The organism is Opitutus sp. sgz309028 (assembly GCF_059821195.1).
In genome coordinates, this window is sequence record NZ_JCAMRR010000001.1 from 171285 (window position 1) to 191551 (window position 20267).

Sequence of the window (20267 nt, forward strand, 5' to 3'; positions counted from 1 at the left end):
CCCGTCCCTTTCGGGACGGGGCTGAGATCCAAGAATCGCTAACCGAGTTAGGCGATCGTCAGGATGTTCGTCGTGCCACCGGTCGCCTTCGAGAGGTCGACGAGACCGGAGAGCTTCACAACGATGTCCGCGCCGTTCTGGAACGTAGAGGCATCGGAGTTATCCTGCACGAGGTAGGTGTCGCCGTTATACTGGAACCACGAGTAGTTGCCATTTGCTGCAGCATTCGTCGCGGCCGCGGCAGCATCCAGATAGTCCTGGAAAGCAGCCGTGCTCGCGAGTTCCACCTTCGCGGAGGTGAAGGTCTCGGTGCCCTGATCGGCGAACTGCAGCTTATCACCCGCCGACGCATCCGTGATGGTGGCGTAGGTGTTGCCGTTAGCCGGAACACTGATGATGAAGGTGTCGTTACCCGCACCACCGGTGATCATGTCGAGGCCGCCACCCGTGGTGATGGTGTCGTTGCCGGCACCACCATTGATGGTGTCAGCAGCCGCGCCACCAACGATGATGTCATTACCATCGCCGCCGTTGATCGTGTTGGCCGCTGTCGCCGAACCCGTGAGGGTATCCGCACCCGCGCCACCTTCGATCGTAACGGCCTTGGTGGCCGCACTCGCGTTGATGACGTCGTCACCCGCGCCACCCTTGAGGGTGGCCGCGTTGGCGAGCGCCGCCGTGGTAAGCGTAACCGCACCCTTCGAAACCGCGCTGGCGTCGAAGCTCGTGAGCGCCGTGCCCGTGCCGGTCACGGTCAGACCCGCATCACCCGTCACGACGATGGTCTTTGCAGCCGCAGCCGTGAGAGCGACCGTGTGAGCGATGCCCGAGGGGGTGCTCGCCGTGTCGTCGGAGTTGATGTTGATCGTCTCAATGCCGGAAGCGTCGACCTTACCGACATTAATGCCGGCGACGTTGGAGATGACAAGGTTAACGCTGTCGTTCGAGCCGGAGTTGTCGGTGAGAGCGAGGGCATAGCCATCGTTCGCCGCCTCGTCCGCCGCGCCGGTGATCTTGAGGGTCGCGCCGTTCGCCAAACCGCTAAGAGTAAGCGTGTCGGCCGTCGCCGCCGTGGCGCTCGTGATGCCGTTCACGGTGACATAGTTGATGTCATCGAGGTTGTTGAGCTTCACTTCTGCACTGGCAGTCGTGAACGTGCCAAGGTCAAGGCGCTCGAAACCGCTGATCTTGCCTTCGAACGTGGTCGAAGCGGAAGCGGTGACGGCGTTGGCCGAGGTCATGGCGAGGGTGTCGGTGCCTTCGCCCGCGTCGATAGTACCGGTGATCGCGCTGGCATTCACCGTCACAACGTCGTCGCCGGCACCCGTGGTGATATCCTTCGTCGTGGCACCGAGGGTGATGGTGTCAGCGCCCGCGCCGCCCTTGTAAACGATGCCCGTGCCAATGGCGGTGGTCACCTTGACGGGACCGGTGGCCGCAGACGCGTCAATCGTCTTGAGCGCAGCGGTGGCACCGAGGCCCACCGTCACGTCCTTGCTCCCGGTGATCGAGATCGTCTCGGCCGCGTCAACGTCAGCGGTCGTGACCGTCAGCTTGCCAGCGGTACCAGCGAGCGAAACGCTTTTGGCGGCCGCAGCCGTCAAGGTCGTCAGCGTAGAATCGGCCGCAGCGCTCACCGAGACGGAAGTTGCCTTAGCGTCCGTCAGCGTAGCACCAGCCGCGGTCTTCTCCAAGCCAACCGTTAGCGCGTGATCCTTGGTGTTGGTGATCGTCGTGTCCGTGCTCAGGTTCTTCAGCGTCACGGAGGTCAGACCATCGGAAGTAAGCGTCGCCGCACCGGTGTTACCGTCCAGGGTTACGCTCGTGAGGGTAGCTCCCACGCCGCCGCCGGATTTGGAATAATCGCGGATAGCAACCGTGGTGCCGCCCTTGATCTCAGCGGAAGTATAAGCGTTGGCAACGTTGGTCTGGCCGACATTAATCGCTCCCGCGCCGTTCTGCACGATGAGAGACTGGCCGCCGCCGATGATGCTGACGTCTTGAGCGGAGGTATTCACCACGCTCAAATCCGTGGTCGAAGACGCCGTAATCGTCTGGGCGGCGCCAGCATTCAGGGTCAGAACAACCGAATTGAGGCCGGTCCAGGCAGTCGTGTTGAGCGCCGCGCCGTTGAGCCCCTTCGTCGAGTTCACGACGAGGTTTTCGACGTTGCTGACCGTGAGGAGCGAGAGGTTCGCCGACGCGCCAGCGACGTCGTTGACCGTCAAGGTGTCATTGCCGTCGCCGCCGTTCACCGTGTCGAGACCGGTAATCGTCGTGTCACTCGCGAGGATCTTGTCGCCGCCCGTGGTTCCAACGATCGTGTCAACGCCCGTCGTGAGCTCGAACGTCTTCGTCTGGGCCGCAACCGGGTTGTTGCCGAGGAACGACAGCTGCGACTGGGTGGCCTCCGCCGCGTCCGCCGTGCCATCGGACTTCTCACCCGCCATCAGCGTCAGGCCGAAGGTATAGGAGTCGACGTTGTTGATCGCTTTGCCGTTAGCCGAGAGCAAGCCGCCGCCAGCGACCTGAACGTCACCGAACTGAGAGGCCTTGCCGAAGATCAGCGTCGGGGTGGCCGAACCGGTGGCATTGATTTCACCAATGACGACCTTGTTCTGCACCTGAACGTTCGCAGCAGTGATACCGACCGGGCCATTGTCCGCCGTGAAGACGGCGTTGCCGGCCCGGATGCCACCGAAGTTCGAACCGTTCGGGTTGGTGGTATCAGCAACGATGGTCACGCGCGCGACGTCCGCCGTGTGGTTACCGCCAACATGCGTGTCGTCGAAGAGCGACTGGTTGATAGCCGTCTTGCTACCGACCGAGAAGACCGAGAAGTTGGTCGTGGAATCCGAACCCTCGATGGTGAAGGTCGCGAGACCGGAAACGTATTTCACGCCCGGCTGGATATACTTTTCCGCTTCCTTCGGACCGCTGTAGTCGTCGAGAGAGATCGTCAGGGTGCCTTTGCCGGAGAACTCGGCTTGGACGATGTCACCTTGGAGATCCATGAACGAAACACGGGTAACCGTGCCGGTATCGTTCGTCACGGAAACCGTCTGACCGGTCATGAGCACCTGGTCATACTTATTGCCGTTCGGGTGGAGGATGTAGTTATCCACGCCCTCGCCGCCGGGCGTGACTTCCTGACCGCTACCGGAAATACCGGCGAGAAGCTGGCGCTGCTCGAGCGCCTCAAGCTTGAGGACTGACTTGGACAGTTTCTTTGTGCGTTTAGCCATATAGGTTTTCTGTTTGGGTTCGAGCAGGGTCGCAGCCTCCAAAAAAGAAGCCGGGTTGCTCAATGTCGGCGTTATCCTAGCGAAAAACCGGAAAATCGCCTATCATCCCAAGGGATGATTTTACGAGGAGCTTTGCGGCCCGATCCTTTCCCGAAGGTTTCCCGAACCGTTCTCGAAGGCAGCGGCTTAAGCGGGCCTCAAAGAACCGTGAACCATCCATAAGGATGATATCCGAAGCGACTCCCAATGCATCGAAACTGCGCCTTGCATATGCAGATACGTAACGATGCGGGCACGCAATTTTTCAGGCAAAGGCCTTATCCGGCGTCGATCTGCAGCCTGCCGGACAAATCCGCCGCGCCAAAAAAGGCCGGTCGTAATCCCGTATGCCGGACCGAGAGCGAAGCGATCCGGGCGACCCGATGCAGAAGCTGTTCAGGCGCTCCATCGCCCCGATCTCCCCAACCCACGGCCGCATCGATCAAATAGTCGCCTGCGCCCAGACGCGCAGAGAAACGAAAAGCGAACCGACTCAGGCTTCCCGCGGAGATGGACGGAGGTTCCGTCCCCAAATGGACCGTGGTCGCACCGTAAACCACCTGATTGTGCCGGTTGGTCAGCTCGAGACCAAACACCACCCCGGTGAGCGCAACTTTGCTGCGGGTATAGAACTCCACGAGCACCTCCTCGGCCAAATCGAACGCCGCTCGCTCCTGTCCAGACACGTCCAAAACCCGGCAGAAAACGATCTCGATTTCGCGCGTTCCGACTTCCTGTGATGCCGTCCAATTACGCTCCTGCGCGCCGCGCGGCAGTTCGATGGACGCGTCCAGAGCGGACGCCGTTGCTGGCACAGTGGCACTCGAACTCTCGATACGAGGGCGATGCAACTGATGATAGTGGCTGACCGCCTCGGCACTCGGTCCGAAAAACGACAGATGTCCCTGATGCAGGACAATGGTCCGCTGGCACAGTGCTTTAACCGCGACGAGATCGTGGCTGACGAGGATCAGCGACATGCCGGACTTCAGCCGATCCTCGAAGAACTTTGCACATCTCGCCTGGAAGAAGACGTCACCCACGGCGAGAGCCTCATCCACAATGAACAGCTCCGGCTCGACGATGGTCTGGGTCGCAAACGCCAGCCGGACGAGCATGCCGCTCGAATAGACCTTCACCGGCTGGTCAATGAACTCCCCGATGCCCGCGAACTCCTCCACTTCCGGCATGCGCGCTTCCACCTGCCGTCGCGTGAAGCCAAACAGCGCCGCTTGCAGCAGCACGTTTTCTCGTCCGGAAAACTCGGGATTAAAGCCGGAACCGAGCTCCAGCAGCGCCGCGACCCGGCCGCTCACCTTCAGCGTTCCTGTTGAAGGTTGCAGCGTTCCCGCCAGGATCTGCAGCAGCGTGCTTTTGCCTGAGCCGTTGCGGCCAATGATTCCAAGGCTTTCGCCGTGCTGCAGTGTGAAGCTGGTTTCCCGCAACGCATGGAACAGCGCACCGCGGCGATCGGCCGCCGCCCGCAAACGTCGCCCGATCCCCTCCGGCACCAGCGGTAGCTGCGCTGTCTGTTCGAGCAGCATCGTGGCCAGCCGATCCGCCGGCTTGTGCCACAAACGATAATCCTTGGTGACCCGATCCACCTCGACCAACGGCATGCTCATGACGGTGAACACCAGAAGCGTTCGCCACAACGCGCAAGCCTGCGTCGGCCTTCGATCTGCGGCGGTCAGTTCTGCGGCCGACAAAGCCCCACAAACTGCAGCCGCGTCTTCACTCCCGATTTGTGGAGAATATGGCGGATGTGTGTCTTCACCGTCGGCAAGGCGATCTTCAGCCGGCCGGCGATTTCCCGCGCGGATTTGCCCTCCAAAATAAGTTCGGCCAACTCGGCCTCGCGACGCGAGAATCCCAGTCGCTCGGCGATCTGCGCGGGCGTCAACGCCGCCGAAGCCGGCTGACGGCGCTTGAACGCGCACGTGAGCACCAGATAGGGCCGCACGCCCAACGCACTTTGGAAAGCGAGATAGCGCACCGCTCCCTCGAGCCAGCTCTGGTCGTCGAGCGGATGTTTCAGCACCGACAGCGAACCTTGAGTGACGGCCATGCGACCCGAAACGGGAGGAAATTTCACCTCGCGAAACGCTTGGAACGAGCGATCGCACGCCTCGCGCCAGACCGCCGGCAGTTCCGACTGCTTCGGCAACGAGAGACTTTGCAGCGCGCCCAGTCCGCGGTTCCAAATCTGCATCTGCTCCCGGAATTTCCGGTTTTCGAAAAGGATGCGTAACCGATTATCCAATACGCACAGACCTTCCGGATGCAGGTTGCCAACCAGGCGGAACAGTCCGGCTTCGAACTCCTGCTCCTGCGCCTGCCACAGCGCCACGAAGCAACGATCGAGAATCCGGCCGACGCGCGACAGCACTTCGATTTCCGCAGCGGAAAGATCCGGGCCCGACGGCACGCGGTAGCAGAACAGGAAAAACTCGCCGGATTTTTCGCGTTTGCTGCGCAGGATGCGGCACCGGCTCCCCGGCGCGGGATTGAGTTCATCGGCGAAACGCGCCAGCAACTGCGGCCCGACGCCCTGCGGCGGAAAAATCGTTTCCAGCCCCTGTTTCGAGGCCAAGGACAGCAGGGAACTCGCGGTGGATCGCACGCCGTGCCCCATGAAAACCGGCCGCGCACCGATTGCCGTCCCGGCGGGGAAAACCACCGCCCACGCCGAAAGAGAAAACTGATCCAGCGTCCGCTTTAACGATTGCTGAAACCCCGCGAGGCTGCGTTGCAGCGCGAGTTCCAGCAGACATTCGTTGAGAGCCGACGGCGCGACCATGGCGATCACCTACCCGATTGCGAACCCACCGAGAAGCCGAAACCGGTAACGGCGGCGCGACATCCGCTGCGCGCATGCCGGTGCCCCTTACTCACCGCTGCGGCGGCGCCGACTTCAAATTGAAGAACGACAGGATCCGCCGCCACACCTTATGGCCGAGCGTGGTGCGGTTGCCTTCAATATTCACGCGAAGGCGCAATCCTTCCGTCACTTCATAATCGGGTTTCGGCAACGGTGCCGTCGCCAGAAAGATCGGATAACTGGTCGCCCCGCGGTGGTCGCGTTGCATGGCCTGCGCCGGCACCACGCCGCCAAAATAGGCGAGCATCCCATGGTGCAGTTCGGAAGGCTTGGCGGGTTGCGACGACACGGAATCCAGTTTCGTCTCGAATCTCTCCGCCGTCGCCACCCAGCGACCTTCCACCGGCGCGCCCGGACCGATCACTTGGGCTTCGTCCTCGCTGAGCGCCATCGCCAGCCGGAGCTGACGCGTGTCGCCGAGCCGCAGGACCACCGCGAAAGGTGGCGCGTAGGACCCCACCAGCTTCTTTACATCCGGCGTCAGCACGTAACCGTCCGCCGCGGCGCGAAGCTCCAGTTTGGCCGCGCGGGCGGCCGCAATTTTATAAGCGGCTTCGGCGACCTCCATCTCCTGCGCGGCAAACGCGCGGGTTTCCGACACGCGCCAGGTCGAGGAATTCGCCAGGCTGCTAAAGCGCACCCGGGCCTGCACACGGCCCGCTTCAGCAATCTTTAGCTCCGCGGTCACTTCCGGGTTATCCAACGTGATCAGCAGATCGCCGCGGCTCACCCATTGTCCGGTGCGGACATGCACTTCCCTGATGACGCCGCCGACCTCGGAACCGACGACTTCCAGCGAATGTGGCATCACGACCGCCTGGCCGCTGACATGATAGCGCGTCGGCACGTAGAAGCTCCCGACTACGATTCCGACCAAACCGAGGACGATGAGGCTGGCCCGCTTTAAGGCCGATCCTGTCTTGACGATGTGCACGCCGGGTTTGGTTGCATCCATGATGACTTTGATAAACGGGAGGGCTACGAAGGAACCTTCGACAAAAAAACCCAGCGAGAGGCCAAAATCGTGCAGTCCGATCGGCTCCAGCACGCGTGCGAAAATTTGCGTGAATCCGTAGATGATCGAAATCATGTAAAGATACGCGAGGATCGCATAGAGCACGAACACTCGACCGTGCGCCTCTTGCGCAAACTGCATCTCTTGCATGCGATTTCGGTAGCCCAACATCAGGCGCTGCAAGTGATACGAACAGAAGCTGATCGCCTTCGACCGCAGGTTCGGAACCTCGAGCAGATCACACAGTACATAATAGCCGTCGAACCGCATCAGCGGATTAATATTAAAGACGATCGTATTGATGCTCGCCACCAACATTGCGTTGAACGCAACGCTGCGCGCCAGCCCATCCGGCAGGATCAGCCACAGGTGCGCCGCGATACACGCAAGGATCAGCTCGGTGAAGATGCCCGCGATGGTCGTGAACAGCTTGTGCCGTTGATGCCGCATCATCCACGCATCCGAGGCGTCCACATAGCCGCAGGGCGTGAACATCATGAAACACACCCCCATCTCGTGCACCTCGCCGCCGAAGCGGCGACAGGTGGTGGCGTGGCCAAACTCGTGGAGCGTCTTGATGACGATCGTCGTTGCCCACAGGAGCATGAGGTTGCTCGCGGAGAAAAAGTTGATCGGCCGGGCGCTGAATTCGCCGGCGTTGGCCAGCAGCAAACCGATCGTCCAGACGAACAACAGCAGCGCGGCGCCCACGAACCACTTCGTCCACACGAAGCGGATCGCGTGCACGAGCTTTCCCAGCCACGGGCTCGGGTCGAGCAGCGGCACCTTGATGAAGAGCGTGCTGGAAATCAGCTTCGCCCACAACAGCAGGAGCTGCTGCGGCTTGGTCTTTTTTGCCTCCTCGATGAACCGGCTCGCGCTGATGTTCAGCAATCCACCCGCACCGAGCTGATTCACAAACTGCGCGAGCTCAGCCGCCGAACGGTGATGGTTCGGATACCGCGCGTTGAACCGTCGCGCGATCTGGCCCAGCGACTTCTTCCCGTCGAGCAGCGTAAGAACATAAGCCTCCTCAGGCAGCAGCCGGAAATACGTCAGCGCCAGCGGATCCTTAAGGACGTAGTACTCCTGGTGCTTGAAGGATTGCCGCCGGATCACGATGTCCGCGCGCAGGCGCGCCGGGATCACGGCCTCCAGCCGGCTTTGCTCGGCATCCGCCGCGGGCGGCGCAGACGCGGGCGCGGGCGCAGGCGCTGCCACGGTGCTCATGGCTTCTTAACGCCGGGCACCCGCTCCGCCCCATCCGTGCCGTTGCCGATGGCGAACTCGATTTCCGATACGGTCGAGTTGTAATTGAAGACCGCTTCACCGAGTCGCGTTTCCGCGCGACGGAAGGTCATGCCGGCTTGCAGGACCTGCTCGAGGCTGGCCTGCCCCTCTTCGTAGAGCCGGCGCGCATCATGCGATGCCCGACCCGACATTTCCACGCTCTTGTGCTGCGCTTCCATCGCGATTTTGGCCTGATCGAGACCATCGTATAATTCGTGGAGACGCGAGACAATGCCTTGCTCGGTTTCGCTGAGCTTGGCCTCCGCGCCGCGCCGCTCCGCCCGCAAGCTAATCCGGCGCCCACGCGCCGCGCCGCCCTCGAAGAGATTCCACTGTCCCATCGCGCCGTAGCTCCAGCCGTCGAGTCGCGTTCCAGAATCGTAATACGAGCTGCGCGCCCCGTAGGAGGCGAACACCTCCAGCCTCGGGAGATAATTGCCCCGTTCGGAAAGTTCGTTGCGTCGCGCGGCTTTCACCGCCAACGCCGCCGCCTGCAGGTCGGGGCGATTGGCCTGGGCCTGCGCGATCGCCTGCTCCAGCGGCAGATCAAACCGCCGCGGCTCGAACGCACCCTCGAGCCGGATCGGTCGGTTCGCATCCGTGATCTGCAGGATTCGGCGAAACGCCTGCTCGGCCTGCGACAGCGCCCGGTTCGCTTCCGCGAGATCGGCGCGGGCGCCTTCCAGTTCGGCCTCGGCTCGCAGCAGTTCGAAATCGGCAACATCCCCAACTGCGTGCTTGCGCGACGTCCAGTCCACCAGCTGCACAAACTCATCAACCCGCCGCTCCTCGGCCCTGACCACCGAACCCCGCAGCAGCACCGCGTCGAATTCCTGCCGGACCGTGCTCACGACGCGCCCTACCGTCGCCTGCAGCGTCAGGTAAGCCTGCTTGGTCAACAAGCTCTGCCGCCGCGCCTGGTTCCAACTCGAAAGTCCGTCGAACACCAGCTGACGCACCTCGATTCGCGAGTCGTAGCCATAGAGGGCCACATCCGGTTTCGCCTGCGAGGCGGGCAGATCGGTATCCACCAGGCCTTCCGAGCGCTCGTTCACACTCGCACTGACCGAGAGCGACGGGAGCAGCCGCGCCACATATTGAATACGCGCGCCCTCCTGGCGCTCGAGATCGTGCTTCGCCGCCACGATGTCGGGATTCGCCTCCAGCGCCCGATTCAGAGCCCGGTCGAGCGTCCACACATCCGCCGCGGCCAATCCCGACAGGCGAGCGGCCGTGGGCTCGCTCCTCGCGCCGACGGGCATCATCGAGAATGCGGTTGCAGTCAGAAGAACCGACGCGAAGCGGGAGGTATTCAGTTTAACGTGACGACGCAGTCGCAGCAGGGTCATTGCTTTGAGTCCGAAGGACGATGGCCCGAAACCGGGGTGCCGCACCGCTTCACATCCGCCGCTGGGCGGCTGACGATGGATCGCACGTCGATAAGGCACGGGCGCCGGAACATCGGATACATTTCGCAGAAAACCGGCAACGTCAGGTCTGGCGTGCAGCATGGCAACGTATTTCTCGGAGTGGGTGTGCTCCCGACGTGGGCTCCCCTTTATTCCAGCACCGTCTGTCTCTCTTCTGCCGCCCCGTCCAGTCCGTCATGGCTTAAAATCAGCGGAAGAAGTGCGGTCGGGCTCATCAGAAATTGAATTGCCACAGGAAGGCATGGGGTGAAATCGTCCTTACCTTCCAATGACGCCTGTGCAGTCACCGCCCGCGGCTTCCGTTTCCCAACAGCAGCAATTTTTCAACCAGATCACCGCGCGGCTCAGTCAGCTGGCCAAGGATCCGCCGGACTTGCTGGTCTACCTGAGAGCTCACGCGGAGTGTGTCACCGCGGCTTTCCGTCCCGCGGGATTTTCCTACGAAATGGTGGCCGGCGCGGTATTCCAGCGCCTGTTACAGGCGAATCTGGAGTCACTGGGTTACAAGGATTCACCGGAACAGGAAAACGCGTTCCAGCGGGCGCGGAAGATGGTCGTCGATCAACGCAAACCGCTGGTCTTGCCGCCTAACACACGTCAGGCCGGCCCACGCGGATCCTCGGCGTTCGACTCGCCGGCGCCCGACGAGCTTTCGATTTTCAACCAGACTCCTTTCGAGCAGGTTTTCGTGCCAATCCCGATGAACGACGGCTGCGCGGGCATCCTTCACGTCTGGTTCCAGCCCACGAATCCCGCCGCTTCCCATGCGCGCGTGACGATACTCCGCCAGCTGTGCAACGAGATTGAGCTGTATCTGAAAACGCGCCGCGCCCGCGATGCGTCGCATGAGGTCACGCGCGTCACGACTTACGCCAGACTGCTGGAGGAGCTGACCGGGGACATCGATCTCGACTCCGTCAGCTGGAAGCTCGTCAACTACGCGCGTGAAGCCGTGGCGTGCGAGCGGGTGTGTCTGTTTATCGCGAGCGATTACCACCGCGTCGTCCAAGCCGATCCCGCGTCCGGTAGTCTCGATTACGAGTTCCGCTTGCAGGCCTGCAGCGGGCTGAAGCGGCCGCATCCGAAAAGCGAGCAGGCGGTGGTGTTGCAGCACGTGGCCCAGAAGCTGACCGAGATGTCGATGCAAAAGGCCACGACTGAGAATGCCGCGCCTGCGCCCGCCGAGGCGACAGCCGCCGACAACACCGCGAATCCAGCGCCCGGCAACCATCCCGCCCAGCCCGCAAAAGCCGCACCGGACCCGGTGGCGCCGCGGATGCAGCTCACGTTGATGATGCGCGATCCGTCAAAAACGGCCACGCGTCCGCCGGAGGTGAACGACTATTTCGAGGTCATGCCCATGAACTGGGCGACCGTCATCCCCCTGCTCGATCGCGAAAACCGTGTTTGCGGCATTCTGCTTTTCGAAGGAGTCAAGCTGGAGGAGAAAATTGCCACGCTGCTTAAGCCGATGCTCGATCTCGCAGCGTCGGCCGGCAAGGCGCTCGGGACGACACTCTATTGCACGCAGCATCGTTCCATGCGGATCGCGCACCGCACGATTGCGTTGCGGCGCGAATACGTGAACACGCCGCTTCGCCGCAAGCTCATGCGCTTCGGCCTGCCGGTCTTGGTGATCGTGGCTATCCTGGCTCTGCCGGTCCCCTATAACGTGCGCGGCAATGCCAGTGTTCTGCCGGTCACGCAGAACACGCTGCCATCCTTGGTGAACGCCCGGTTGCTGGAGGTGACAGTCCGCGAGGGCCAGATGGTGGAGCAGGGCGAGGTGCTGGCGCGTTTCGATACGCGCGACATCCAGCTGCAGCTCTCCCAAGCGGAACAGGAATACCAGCGATCTCTCGTGGAAAGCGACGCCGCCCTGACGATGGGTAACGAAGCGCAGATGCAGATCGCCCGGCTGAACGCCGAGAAAGCCGCCGCCGCCGCCGAAAAGCTTCGGCTCGATCTTTCTCGCGCCGTCATGCGGGCTCCGTTCACCGGCATGGTGCTGGGAGCTCAAACTCTTTCCACCCGCATCGGTGAGGTCTTGCGCATGGGCGAGCCGGCGCTGGAAGTGGTCGATCCCTCCGCCTGGCAGGTAAAAGCCAGCCTCAAGGAGCGTGATTTGATCTATCTGGACAGAACCCTGGCCAAACAAGGGGAGGTATTCGCCTCGCTGCGACTGTCAGCTAATCCGGCCCGCGAATACGAGCTCAGTCTCGAACGCAAAAGTCAGCTCGCTTACGGACTGGATACCACGACTGGCGAATATCAATTCACCGCCATGTTGCCGTTGAACACCCGGCTGGAAGAAACCAACGTCCTGAAGGCCGGCTTCACGGGCCGCGTTACTTTCAAGACCGGCACCCGGGCGCTCGCTTACGTGATGTTCAGCGATTTTATCAATTTCCTTACTGTCCGATTCTTCTAGTCCGCCTTCCACGATTATGGCCATGGGCTCTGGGTCCCGCTCCTCCTCCTCCTCTTTGCGAAGCTCACTGATCGCTTTCAGTCTGCTGCTCCCCTGCCTGCCGGCCGCGGCGCAGTCCAGCCTCAATCCCGCCGCGCGGGAAACCGAGACGTTCACCTTGGGCGGAAGCACCTCGCGCGGATCGCTTCGCTCGGTTCTCCGTCCCGTACTGGACGTTTCCCTCAGCGCCCGCGCCGCGGGCATCGTCGAATTCATCCGCGTGCCCGAAGGGACCGAGGTCAAAGCGAGCCAGCCGATCATCAGCCTCGACTCCAATCAAGAGCGGGCGGAGCTCGCCCAAGCCAAAGCCGCCGTCCGCGGCGCGGACGCCGAACTGTCGCGGGCCGAGAACGAGTTCGACCGGATGCAGCGGCTCAGGGAAGACAAGATTTACAGCGAGAAACAACTCCAGGAAGCGAAAGCCGCCGCCGAACTGGCTCGCAGTCGTCAGCAGCAGGCCGTCGCGGCCATGGAGCTCGCGAAAGTGCGGCTGGAGAACCGCGATATTGTTTCGCCGATCGATGGCATCTTCCTAAAGACCAACAAACTGGTCGGCGAAGCGGTCGAACGTTACGAGACCGTCGCCCGCGTGGTCGATGTCACGAGCTTGGAAATGGTGGTATATTGCGACGCGCGCCACTTCCCGCTCTTCAAGACTGGCCAACAGGTACAAGTCCGCGTCCTCAAGTCGACAGAAGAGCAGCCGATCGTGACAGGCACCATCTCCCATGTTGATCCCATCATCGATCCGTCCAGCGGCACGTTCCGCGTCAAGGTCAGAATCGAGCGTTCCGCCGATGCGATCCCCGGTTTGCCCGCAATATTGATTGCGCCCTCCTGAACTTCCTCATTTTCTTTCGCCAGCCGACAATGAACGCGTATCCAGCTCTCCCCTCCCGACTCCTCCTTGAGGCATTGGAGACGCGCACGCTGCTGGCGGCCGATGCTTCGGACCCGTTTGGACTGACGGCTGATTTCAATCTGACCATGGCCGCCGTCAGTGGCACGGGAGATTTTCAGGGTTCGTTCAGCACGAACTTCGGCAATCATCGTCTGGTTCTCACGGGTAATGCCGATGCAGCCGTCACCATCGATCTTGATAAGCTGCCCGACTTCATCACGAACCTTTACATCTCGTCCTTCGAGACCGTTAACATTGTCGGCAACGATAAGGTCGAAACGCTCATCATAGACTCCGTCGGTTCGTTCAGCGCCAGCGGTCTGTCCGTCACGGAGAGCCTCACGGCCCGCGACGTCGAGACTCTCTCATTGGCCACCGCCGGTCGCTTGGCCGTTTTGAAGGGAGACAGCACGGATCTCTCCCTGGGCGCCCTCGGAGACACGAGCCTCATCTCGGATCTGAAAACCCTCACGTTCGACTCGAGTAGCAAGTCGGTTTTCCTCATCAGCCTCAATTCCGAGCAAACCCTGAACCTTAAGTATCTACCGGACTTAGTGGCGGTCACGGGCATGCCCACCTCTTCGGTGCACGTATTGCTTCCGGGTACGGGCGATCCCGAAACCCCGCCGGTCACTCCTGGAAACGGTGGAGGAACGCCGAACACACCGGGCGATTCGCAAACGCCAACCACGCCCACGACGCCGGTCCCCGCAAGTCCACCGGATAAGCTTGTCGTCATCAGCCTTCCGCTCGACGAAAAAACGCGTGCCTTTTTACTGGAACTGCGGAACGTGCTGAACTCCTCCAGCCGCGAAACGGAGATTCTGCTGGCCGAATACCTTGGTCATCCTTTGCAGCTCCAGTCTCCCCTACTCTCCTCCCATTCCGTCACCCCCGAAGCGCTGCAAAACCCCTTTGGCGATCGTAGTAAATTTGACCTGGCGACAGATATCCCGCTCACCAGCATTACGGCCGGAACTCCGATAAACTTCGAGTCGCCCATCCTGCTGCCGGGACACGGTCTTTTTACCGATCGCGGTCTGCCCCCTCTGCCCGAGACAACGGTTTTCTCCGCGCCCATGGGCGTGGAAAACAAGCTCGGCGTGCCGATGCATGTCGACGTGTCGTGGAACGGTTTCGATCCCGTTGCCTTGGCCGAAATCGGTAACCATCGCCATCAGAACGGCTCGTCCCCCGAACCCGAGCAATCGCTGGCGGAGACCGTGCGCGCGTTGAGCACCTATATCGTGGAACGCGTCACCGCCGAGTTCTCTCCCGGTCAGCAGTCGCTCGTTCTTCTCGTCGATCCGCAGCCGACCCGCGGGTTGGGCACCAGCCGCAAATCGTCATTGGAGCAGATGGTCTCGGCGCCCGATCTCGTCACGTCGCCGCTGGCTGCTTCCAGCTAGCTGACGGCCAGCGCCGCATTGAAACGTCCCCACGCGGGCGTGCCGGCTTGCCCATGAAGCGCGTGTCCCATCGGAACGTTCCGAGTTCTCCTTCCTACGCCGCTTCATGGGACTTCCTGTGACTTCACCGTCAGCCGACAAGCTCCGCAGCCTGACCGCCGCGATCGATCTCCGCCAATCGCTCCGTCAGCAGCACCGCCGCGTCGTCCTCACCAACGGTTGCTTCGACCTGCTGCACGCCGGCCACCTTTATTTTCTCCAACAGGCCGCGGCGTGCGGCGACGCGCTTTTCGTCGCGCTAAACAGCGATGCCAGCGTGCGCGCGCTCAAAGGTCCCGCCCGCCCGATCCTTTCCGAATTCGAACGAGCTTACGCGCTCTCCGCCCTCGCCTGCGTGCATACGATCGTCCTGTTCGATCAACCGCGATTGGAGGCCGAAATCTGCGCGCTCGCGCCGGACATCTATGTCAAAGCCGGCGATTACTCCCTGGCGACTCTCGACCCGACCGAGCGGGCCGCCCTCCAGGAAGTCGGGGCCGAGGTTCGCTTCCTGCCCTTCCTCCCCGGCTTCAGCACGACCGGGCTGCTGAAACGAATTGCCGCCGCGTCGTCCCCGTAGTCGCCTCGCCGCTCCTCGCGTCCCGCATGCTCTCCGTGCCTCCCTCCCGTCTCCAGCAGATCTGCGCCGCGTTTCCGCAGCAGCGGTTCGTCGTTCTCGGCGACCTCATGCTCGATCACCTGATCGTCGGCGATGCCCGCCGCATCTCGCCCGAAGCGCCGATCCCGGTCGTCAACTTCCTCCACGAAACCTACACACCCGGCGGAGCCGCCAACGTCGCCCACAATCTGGTCTCCCTCGGCGCACGCGTGGATTTGCTCGGCGTGGTCGGCGACGATTCCGCCGCGACGCTGCTGCGCGAAAGCCTCGCTCAACACGCCATCGGCACCGACGGCCTGATCGCCGAGCCCGGCCGCGCCACGACACTCAAAACCCGTATCACCGCGCAACGCCAGCAACTCGTCCGTCTCGACCGCGAAACCAGCGAGCCCGCCCGCGCCGCCACGGCCGAGAAACTCCTTTCGCACCTTCGCGCCGTGCTGCCGGGCGCCGCCGCCGTTCTGGTCGCCGATTACGCCAAGGGCGTTGTCAGCCAGCCTCTGCTTGACGCCGCCTTCAGCGAAGCCGTGCGACTTGGCGTCCCGGTTTGCATCGATCCGAAACCCGCGCATCAGCTCGAGATGCGCGGGTGCGCGCTGCTCACGCCGAATCGCAAGGAGACCTTCGAACTCGCCGGCATGAGCGAATCCGCCAACGCGAATTTCCGCGACCGCGACGACGCCTTGCAACGCGCCGTCGCCGCCGTCCAGGCCCGCCACGATCCCGCCGTGCTGCTTGTCACCTTGAGCGAAGCCGGGCTCCTGCTCGCCGAAAAAGGCCACATCCCGCAACCTATTCCCACCTTCGCCCGCCAGGTGTTCGACGTCGCCGGCGCCGGCGACACCGTGATCGCCGCGTTTGCCCTTGCTCGCGCCGCGGGAGCGACGCCCTTCGAAGCCGCCACGCTTGCGAATCACGCCGCCGGCATCGTCGTCGGGAAGCCCGGCACCGCGAGCGTCACCACCGCGGAGCTATTGGAGTGGGTGCGGGTTCATCCCGATCGGCGTTAGTTTCTGTCCTCCGCGAACCGGATCTGGAAAAACGGTTCTGGAATCCGTTCGCCGACTCCAACTAGCCTCGGCGGCGATTCGCGTGAACATCCTTTTTGTCAACTACGGCGACTTCACCAGCAACAGCCTGAACCACATCGGCGCGTTCGCCAACCAGCTCACCCTGCTCGGCCATTCCTGCGTCGTCGCCGTCCCCGACAATCCGGAAACGATTTCCGCGATTCCGGAACCGCTGTTCACGCCACTGACGTTTGAACGTGCGCTGCAGCGCGAGCCGATCTTCCCGGACCGCCGCCCCGCCGACGTGGTGCACGCCTGGACTCCGCGCGAAAACGTCCGCGAGTTCTGCCTGCACTACCTCCGGCAGCATCGCGACGCCGCCCTCATCATTCATCTCGAAGACAACGAAGCCTTCCTGATCGAATCGTTCGCCCAGGAGGGCCTGGATCAGCTGCGCACGCTTTCCGACGAGGAACTCGCCGCCCGCCTGTCGCCGCGGCTTTCTCACCCGGTCCGGTTCAAAAACTTCCTCCGGGTCGCGCACGCCGCCACCTTCATCACCGACCGCCTGCGCGAGTTCATTCCCCCGGACAAGCCCGCCCTTCGCCTGCTGCCGGGCATCGATCCCGCAACTTTCGAGCGTCCGGTTTCCACTCCGCCAACACGCGAGTCGTTCGGCGTGCAGCCGCACGAGAAACTGCTCGTGTTCACCGGCAGCACGACGTTCGCGAATCTCGCCGACGTGCGCACCCTGCTGCTCGCCGTCCGGCTCCTCAACGATCGCGGCACGCCCTGCAAACTGCTCCGCACCGGAATCAACCCGCCCCAATATTCCGCCGAGCTTGCCGCCATCGCCGGCGGCAATGTGATCGATCTCGGCTTCGTGGAGAAGCCCCTGCTCCCTCATCTCCTCGCGCTCGCGGACGTGCTCGTGCAACCCGGCGCCGCCGACGCGTTCAACGACTACCGGCTGCCCTCGAAAATTCCGGAATTTCTTTTCTCCGGCCGCCCCACGATCATTCCCCGCGCGAACCTCGCACACGAGATGCAGGATGGCCGCGACGCGCTGCTCCTGGACACCGGCACGCCGGAGGAGATCGTCGAGAAGTGCCTGCAGGTCTTCCACGATCCTGCGCTTGCCCGCCGGCTCGCCGAAGGCGCACGCGCCTTTGCGCGCCGCCATTTCGATCTAAAGGAAAACACCGCCGCGCTTTTCGGTTTTTATCAGCGCGTCACCAGCGCGGCCGCTCCGCTCTTCCCCGATTCGAGCACGCCGCCTTCCGAAGACCTATTGCTCGACGGCGGCGATATCGGACTGCGCCTGCGCGCCAAGGAAGCCACCATCGCTCACCTGCGCGAGCAGGTGGTCGCCGCCGAAAAGCCGTTTCTGTCACTGCAGCAAGAGCTCGCGCTGCATCAGCGCACGATCCAATCGCTGCAAAACACCGTGGCTAGCCTCAATGAGACGATCAACTCACTGCGCCACACCCTGAGCGGACTTCAGGCGTCCCACGACCGCCAGGTCGCACGCTTCAATTACCAAGCCGGCAAAACCAACGACGCTCGGAACCAGGTCGAAGTGCTCCGCGGACAGCTCGTCGAGGCGATGAGCGCCGTGCGGCGGTTCGCCGATCAACTGGAAGCGCAGCGCGCCCGTTCGGACGAGCTCTCGGCGGAGCTCCACCAAAGCCACCAGAAGACCAAACGTCTCCAACGTTCCTTTTCCTGGCAGATCACGGCCCCGCTGCGCTCGCTGCGCCGGCTTCTGATCGATCCGCTGACGCGCCGCCGGCCTGCCCCCGCCCCGCGTCCTATTTCTCCGGATACGTCGTTGACTTGCGTCATCGACGAACCCACCGACTGGAACCAGGTCGCTCCGACCGGCACCTTGCGCGGCTGGGTGCTCTCGCAGGAGAATCTCGCGGTGCTCGGCGTCCGGCTCCGCGCCGCCGGTCATGTTGTCGATGCCGCTCACGCCCTCACGCGCCCCGACGTCGCCATGGGCCACCCGGCCCATCCGCATGCGTTGCGCAGCGGCTTCTCCCTCGAATATTCGCTGCCGCCGCAAACCTCGCAGCCGCTCCTCCTCGAGGTGCAGACCGAGGATCGCGTCTGGCGCTGCGCGGCGACGCCCACCGCGCAGGTCGCCGCCGAAATTCCGCCGCACCTGCGCCGCGACTACGCGACCTGGGTCCAGCGTTTCGACACCCTCGGCCTCGAGCAAACCGTCGCCCTCCGGGCCCGCGTGGAATCGCTGCCGGACACGCGGCGGCCGCTGATTTCGGTGCTGATGCCTACCTACAACACGCCCGAGGTGTGGCTCGTCAAAGCGATCGAGTCGGTGCGCGCTCAGATTTACCCGCACTGGGAACTCTGCATCGCGGACGATGCCTCGACCTCGCCGCACGTCCGCCGCGTGCTCGAGGACTACGCGCGTCGCGACGAACGCATCAAGGTCACCTTCCGTGAACAAAACGGCCACATCTCGGCCGCCTCGAACTCGGCGCTCGCCCTTGCCCGTGGCGAGTTCACCGCGCTGCTCGATCACGACGACGAACTCACTCCCCAGGCGCTCGCGGAAGTGGCGTTCGCGCTCGCCGCGAACCCCGCGCTCGAGTTCCTCTATTCCGACGAGGACAAAATCGACGAGCAGGGCCGGCGTTTCGAACCCTATTTCAAACCCGACTGGAATCCCGATCTCCTGCTCGGCCAGAATTACATCTGCCATCTTTCCGTTTTCCGCACGAGTCGCCTCCACGCCATTGGCGGCTTCCGCGTCGGCTACGAGGGCAGCCAGGACTGGGACCTCACGCTGCGCTTCGCCGAGGGTCTCAGCGCCGGCGAGGTTCACCACATCCCGCGCATCCTTTATCACTGGCGCGCCATCGCCGGCTCGACCGCGCTCGTGATCGACCAGAAAAGCGATTACCCGTTTCTGGCCGCGCGCAAGGCCCTCGCCGATCACCTCGCGCGCACCGGCACGGCCGCCGAACTGGTCTCCGTCACCGGTCGGCACTGGCGCGTGAAGCGCGCCCTGCCCGAACCCGCGCCGCGAGTCTCGATCATCATCCCGACGCGCAACGCCGAGGGCCTCCTGCGCATCTGCATCGGTTCCATCCTGGCGCGCACCGCGTATCCGGATTTTGAAGTCATCGTGGCGAACAACCGCTCCGACGATCCAGGCACGCTGGCCTATTTCGACGAGTTGCGCCGGATCAAGGTCCGCGTGATCGACTACGATCAACCGTTTAATTTTTCCGCGATCAACAATTTCGCCGCGCGGGCTGCGACGGGCTCCGTCCTCGCGTTTCTCAACAACGACCTCGAGGTCATCACCCCCGACTGGCTCGCCGAGATGACCGCCCAGGCGTTGCGGCCGGAGATCGGCTGCGTCGGCGCGATGCTTTATTATCCCAACGAAACCGTGCAGCACGCCGGCGTCGTGCTCGGCCTCACCGGTCCCGCCGGCAAAGACGGTGTCGCGGGCCATGCGTTCAAGGGTTTCCCGCGCGGCGCCGAGGGCCAGCGCAACCGCCTGCGGCTCGTGCAGAACTATTCCGCCGTCACCGCGGCGTGCCTGGTCGTGCGCCGCGAGGTCTTCGACCAGGTCGGAGGCTTCAACGAAGCCGACCTGCCCGTCGCGTTCAACGACATCGATTTTTGCCTCCGCGTCCGGCAGGCCGGTTACCGCAACCTGTGGACGCCGTTCGCCGAGCTGTATCACCACGAGTCCGCCAGTCGCGGCGCCGAGGATACGCCGGAAAAGATCGCGCGCTTCCAGCGCGAAGCCGCTTACATGCGGCGCACCTGGGGCGCGTTGCTCGACAACGACCCCGCTTACAACCCCAACCTCACGCTGCAGCACGAAGACTTCGCGCTGGCGTTTCCTCCGCGCCCGCCGGCGGCCTGAGCCTTCGCC

General features: G+C 63.0%; 11 protein-coding genes. 6 read left to right on the forward strand and 5 right to left on the reverse strand.

The annotated features are described in order from the left end of the window. Positions 1-47: 47 nt before the first annotated feature. The 5 genes from AC6RV7_RS00735 to AC6RV7_RS00755 all read right to left on the reverse strand — a co-directional run bounded on the left by AC6RV7_RS00735 (position 48) and on the right by AC6RV7_RS00755 (position 9735). A complete protein-coding gene (locus tag AC6RV7_RS00735; RefSeq protein ID WP_500091972.1) occupies positions 48-3308 on the reverse strand; it encodes a beta strand repeat-containing protein in 3261 nt (1086 codons plus the stop codon). 254 nt (positions 3309-3562) lie between these two features. Continuing rightward, positions 3563-4909, reverse strand: coding sequence for an ABC transporter ATP-binding protein (locus tag AC6RV7_RS00740; protein ID WP_500091973.1), 1347 nt, complete (start codon positions 4907-4909; stop codon positions 3563-3565). Positions 4910-4974: 65 nt separating this feature from the next. After that, positions 4975-6084, reverse strand: coding sequence for a helix-turn-helix transcriptional regulator (locus AC6RV7_RS00745; protein WP_500091974.1), 1110 nt, complete (start codon positions 6082-6084; stop codon positions 4975-4977). Positions 6085-6175: 91 nt separating this feature from the next. Then, positions 6176-8410, reverse strand: coding sequence for a site-2 protease family protein (locus AC6RV7_RS00750; protein ID WP_500091975.1), 2235 nt, complete (start codon positions 8408-8410; stop codon positions 6176-6178). Beyond that, positions 8407-9735, reverse strand: a complete 1329-nt coding sequence (locus AC6RV7_RS00755) for a TolC family protein (protein WP_500091976.1) — start codon at positions 9733-9735, stop codon at positions 8407-8409. The genes AC6RV7_RS00750 and AC6RV7_RS00755 overlap by 4 nt, the downstream gene beginning before the upstream one ends. Positions 9736-10345: 610 nt before the next feature. Here AC6RV7_RS00755 and AC6RV7_RS00760 point away from each other — a divergent pair. From AC6RV7_RS00760 to AC6RV7_RS00785, 6 genes are all read left to right on the forward strand, one after another. Further along, a complete protein-coding gene (locus tag AC6RV7_RS00760; protein WP_500091977.1) occupies positions 10346-12331 on the forward strand; it encodes an efflux RND transporter periplasmic adaptor subunit in 1986 nt (661 codons plus the stop codon). Between the two features lie 16 nt (positions 12332-12347). Beyond that, a complete protein-coding gene (locus tag AC6RV7_RS00765) occupies positions 12348-13211 on the forward strand; it encodes an efflux RND transporter periplasmic adaptor subunit (RefSeq protein WP_500091978.1) in 864 nt (287 codons plus the stop codon). Between the two features lie 29 nt (positions 13212-13240). Further along, positions 13241-14680, forward strand: a complete 1440-nt coding sequence (locus AC6RV7_RS00770; protein ID WP_500091979.1) for a hypothetical protein — start codon at positions 13241-13243, stop codon at positions 14678-14680. A gap of 106 nt (positions 14681-14786) precedes the next feature. After that, a complete protein-coding gene (locus AC6RV7_RS00775; protein ID WP_500091980.1) occupies positions 14787-15299 on the forward strand; it encodes an adenylyltransferase/cytidyltransferase family protein in 513 nt (170 codons plus the stop codon). A gap of 26 nt (positions 15300-15325) precedes the next feature. Further along, positions 15326-16348, forward strand: coding sequence for a bifunctional heptose 7-phosphate kinase/heptose 1-phosphate adenyltransferase (locus AC6RV7_RS00780; protein WP_500091981.1), 1023 nt, complete (start codon positions 15326-15328; stop codon positions 16346-16348). Positions 16349-16430: 82 nt separating this feature from the next. After that, positions 16431-20258: a glycosyltransferase gene (locus tag AC6RV7_RS00785; protein WP_500091982.1), complete on the forward strand. Its 3828-nt coding sequence runs from the start codon at positions 16431-16433 to the stop codon at positions 20256-20258. Positions 20259-20267 lie beyond the last annotated feature (9 nt).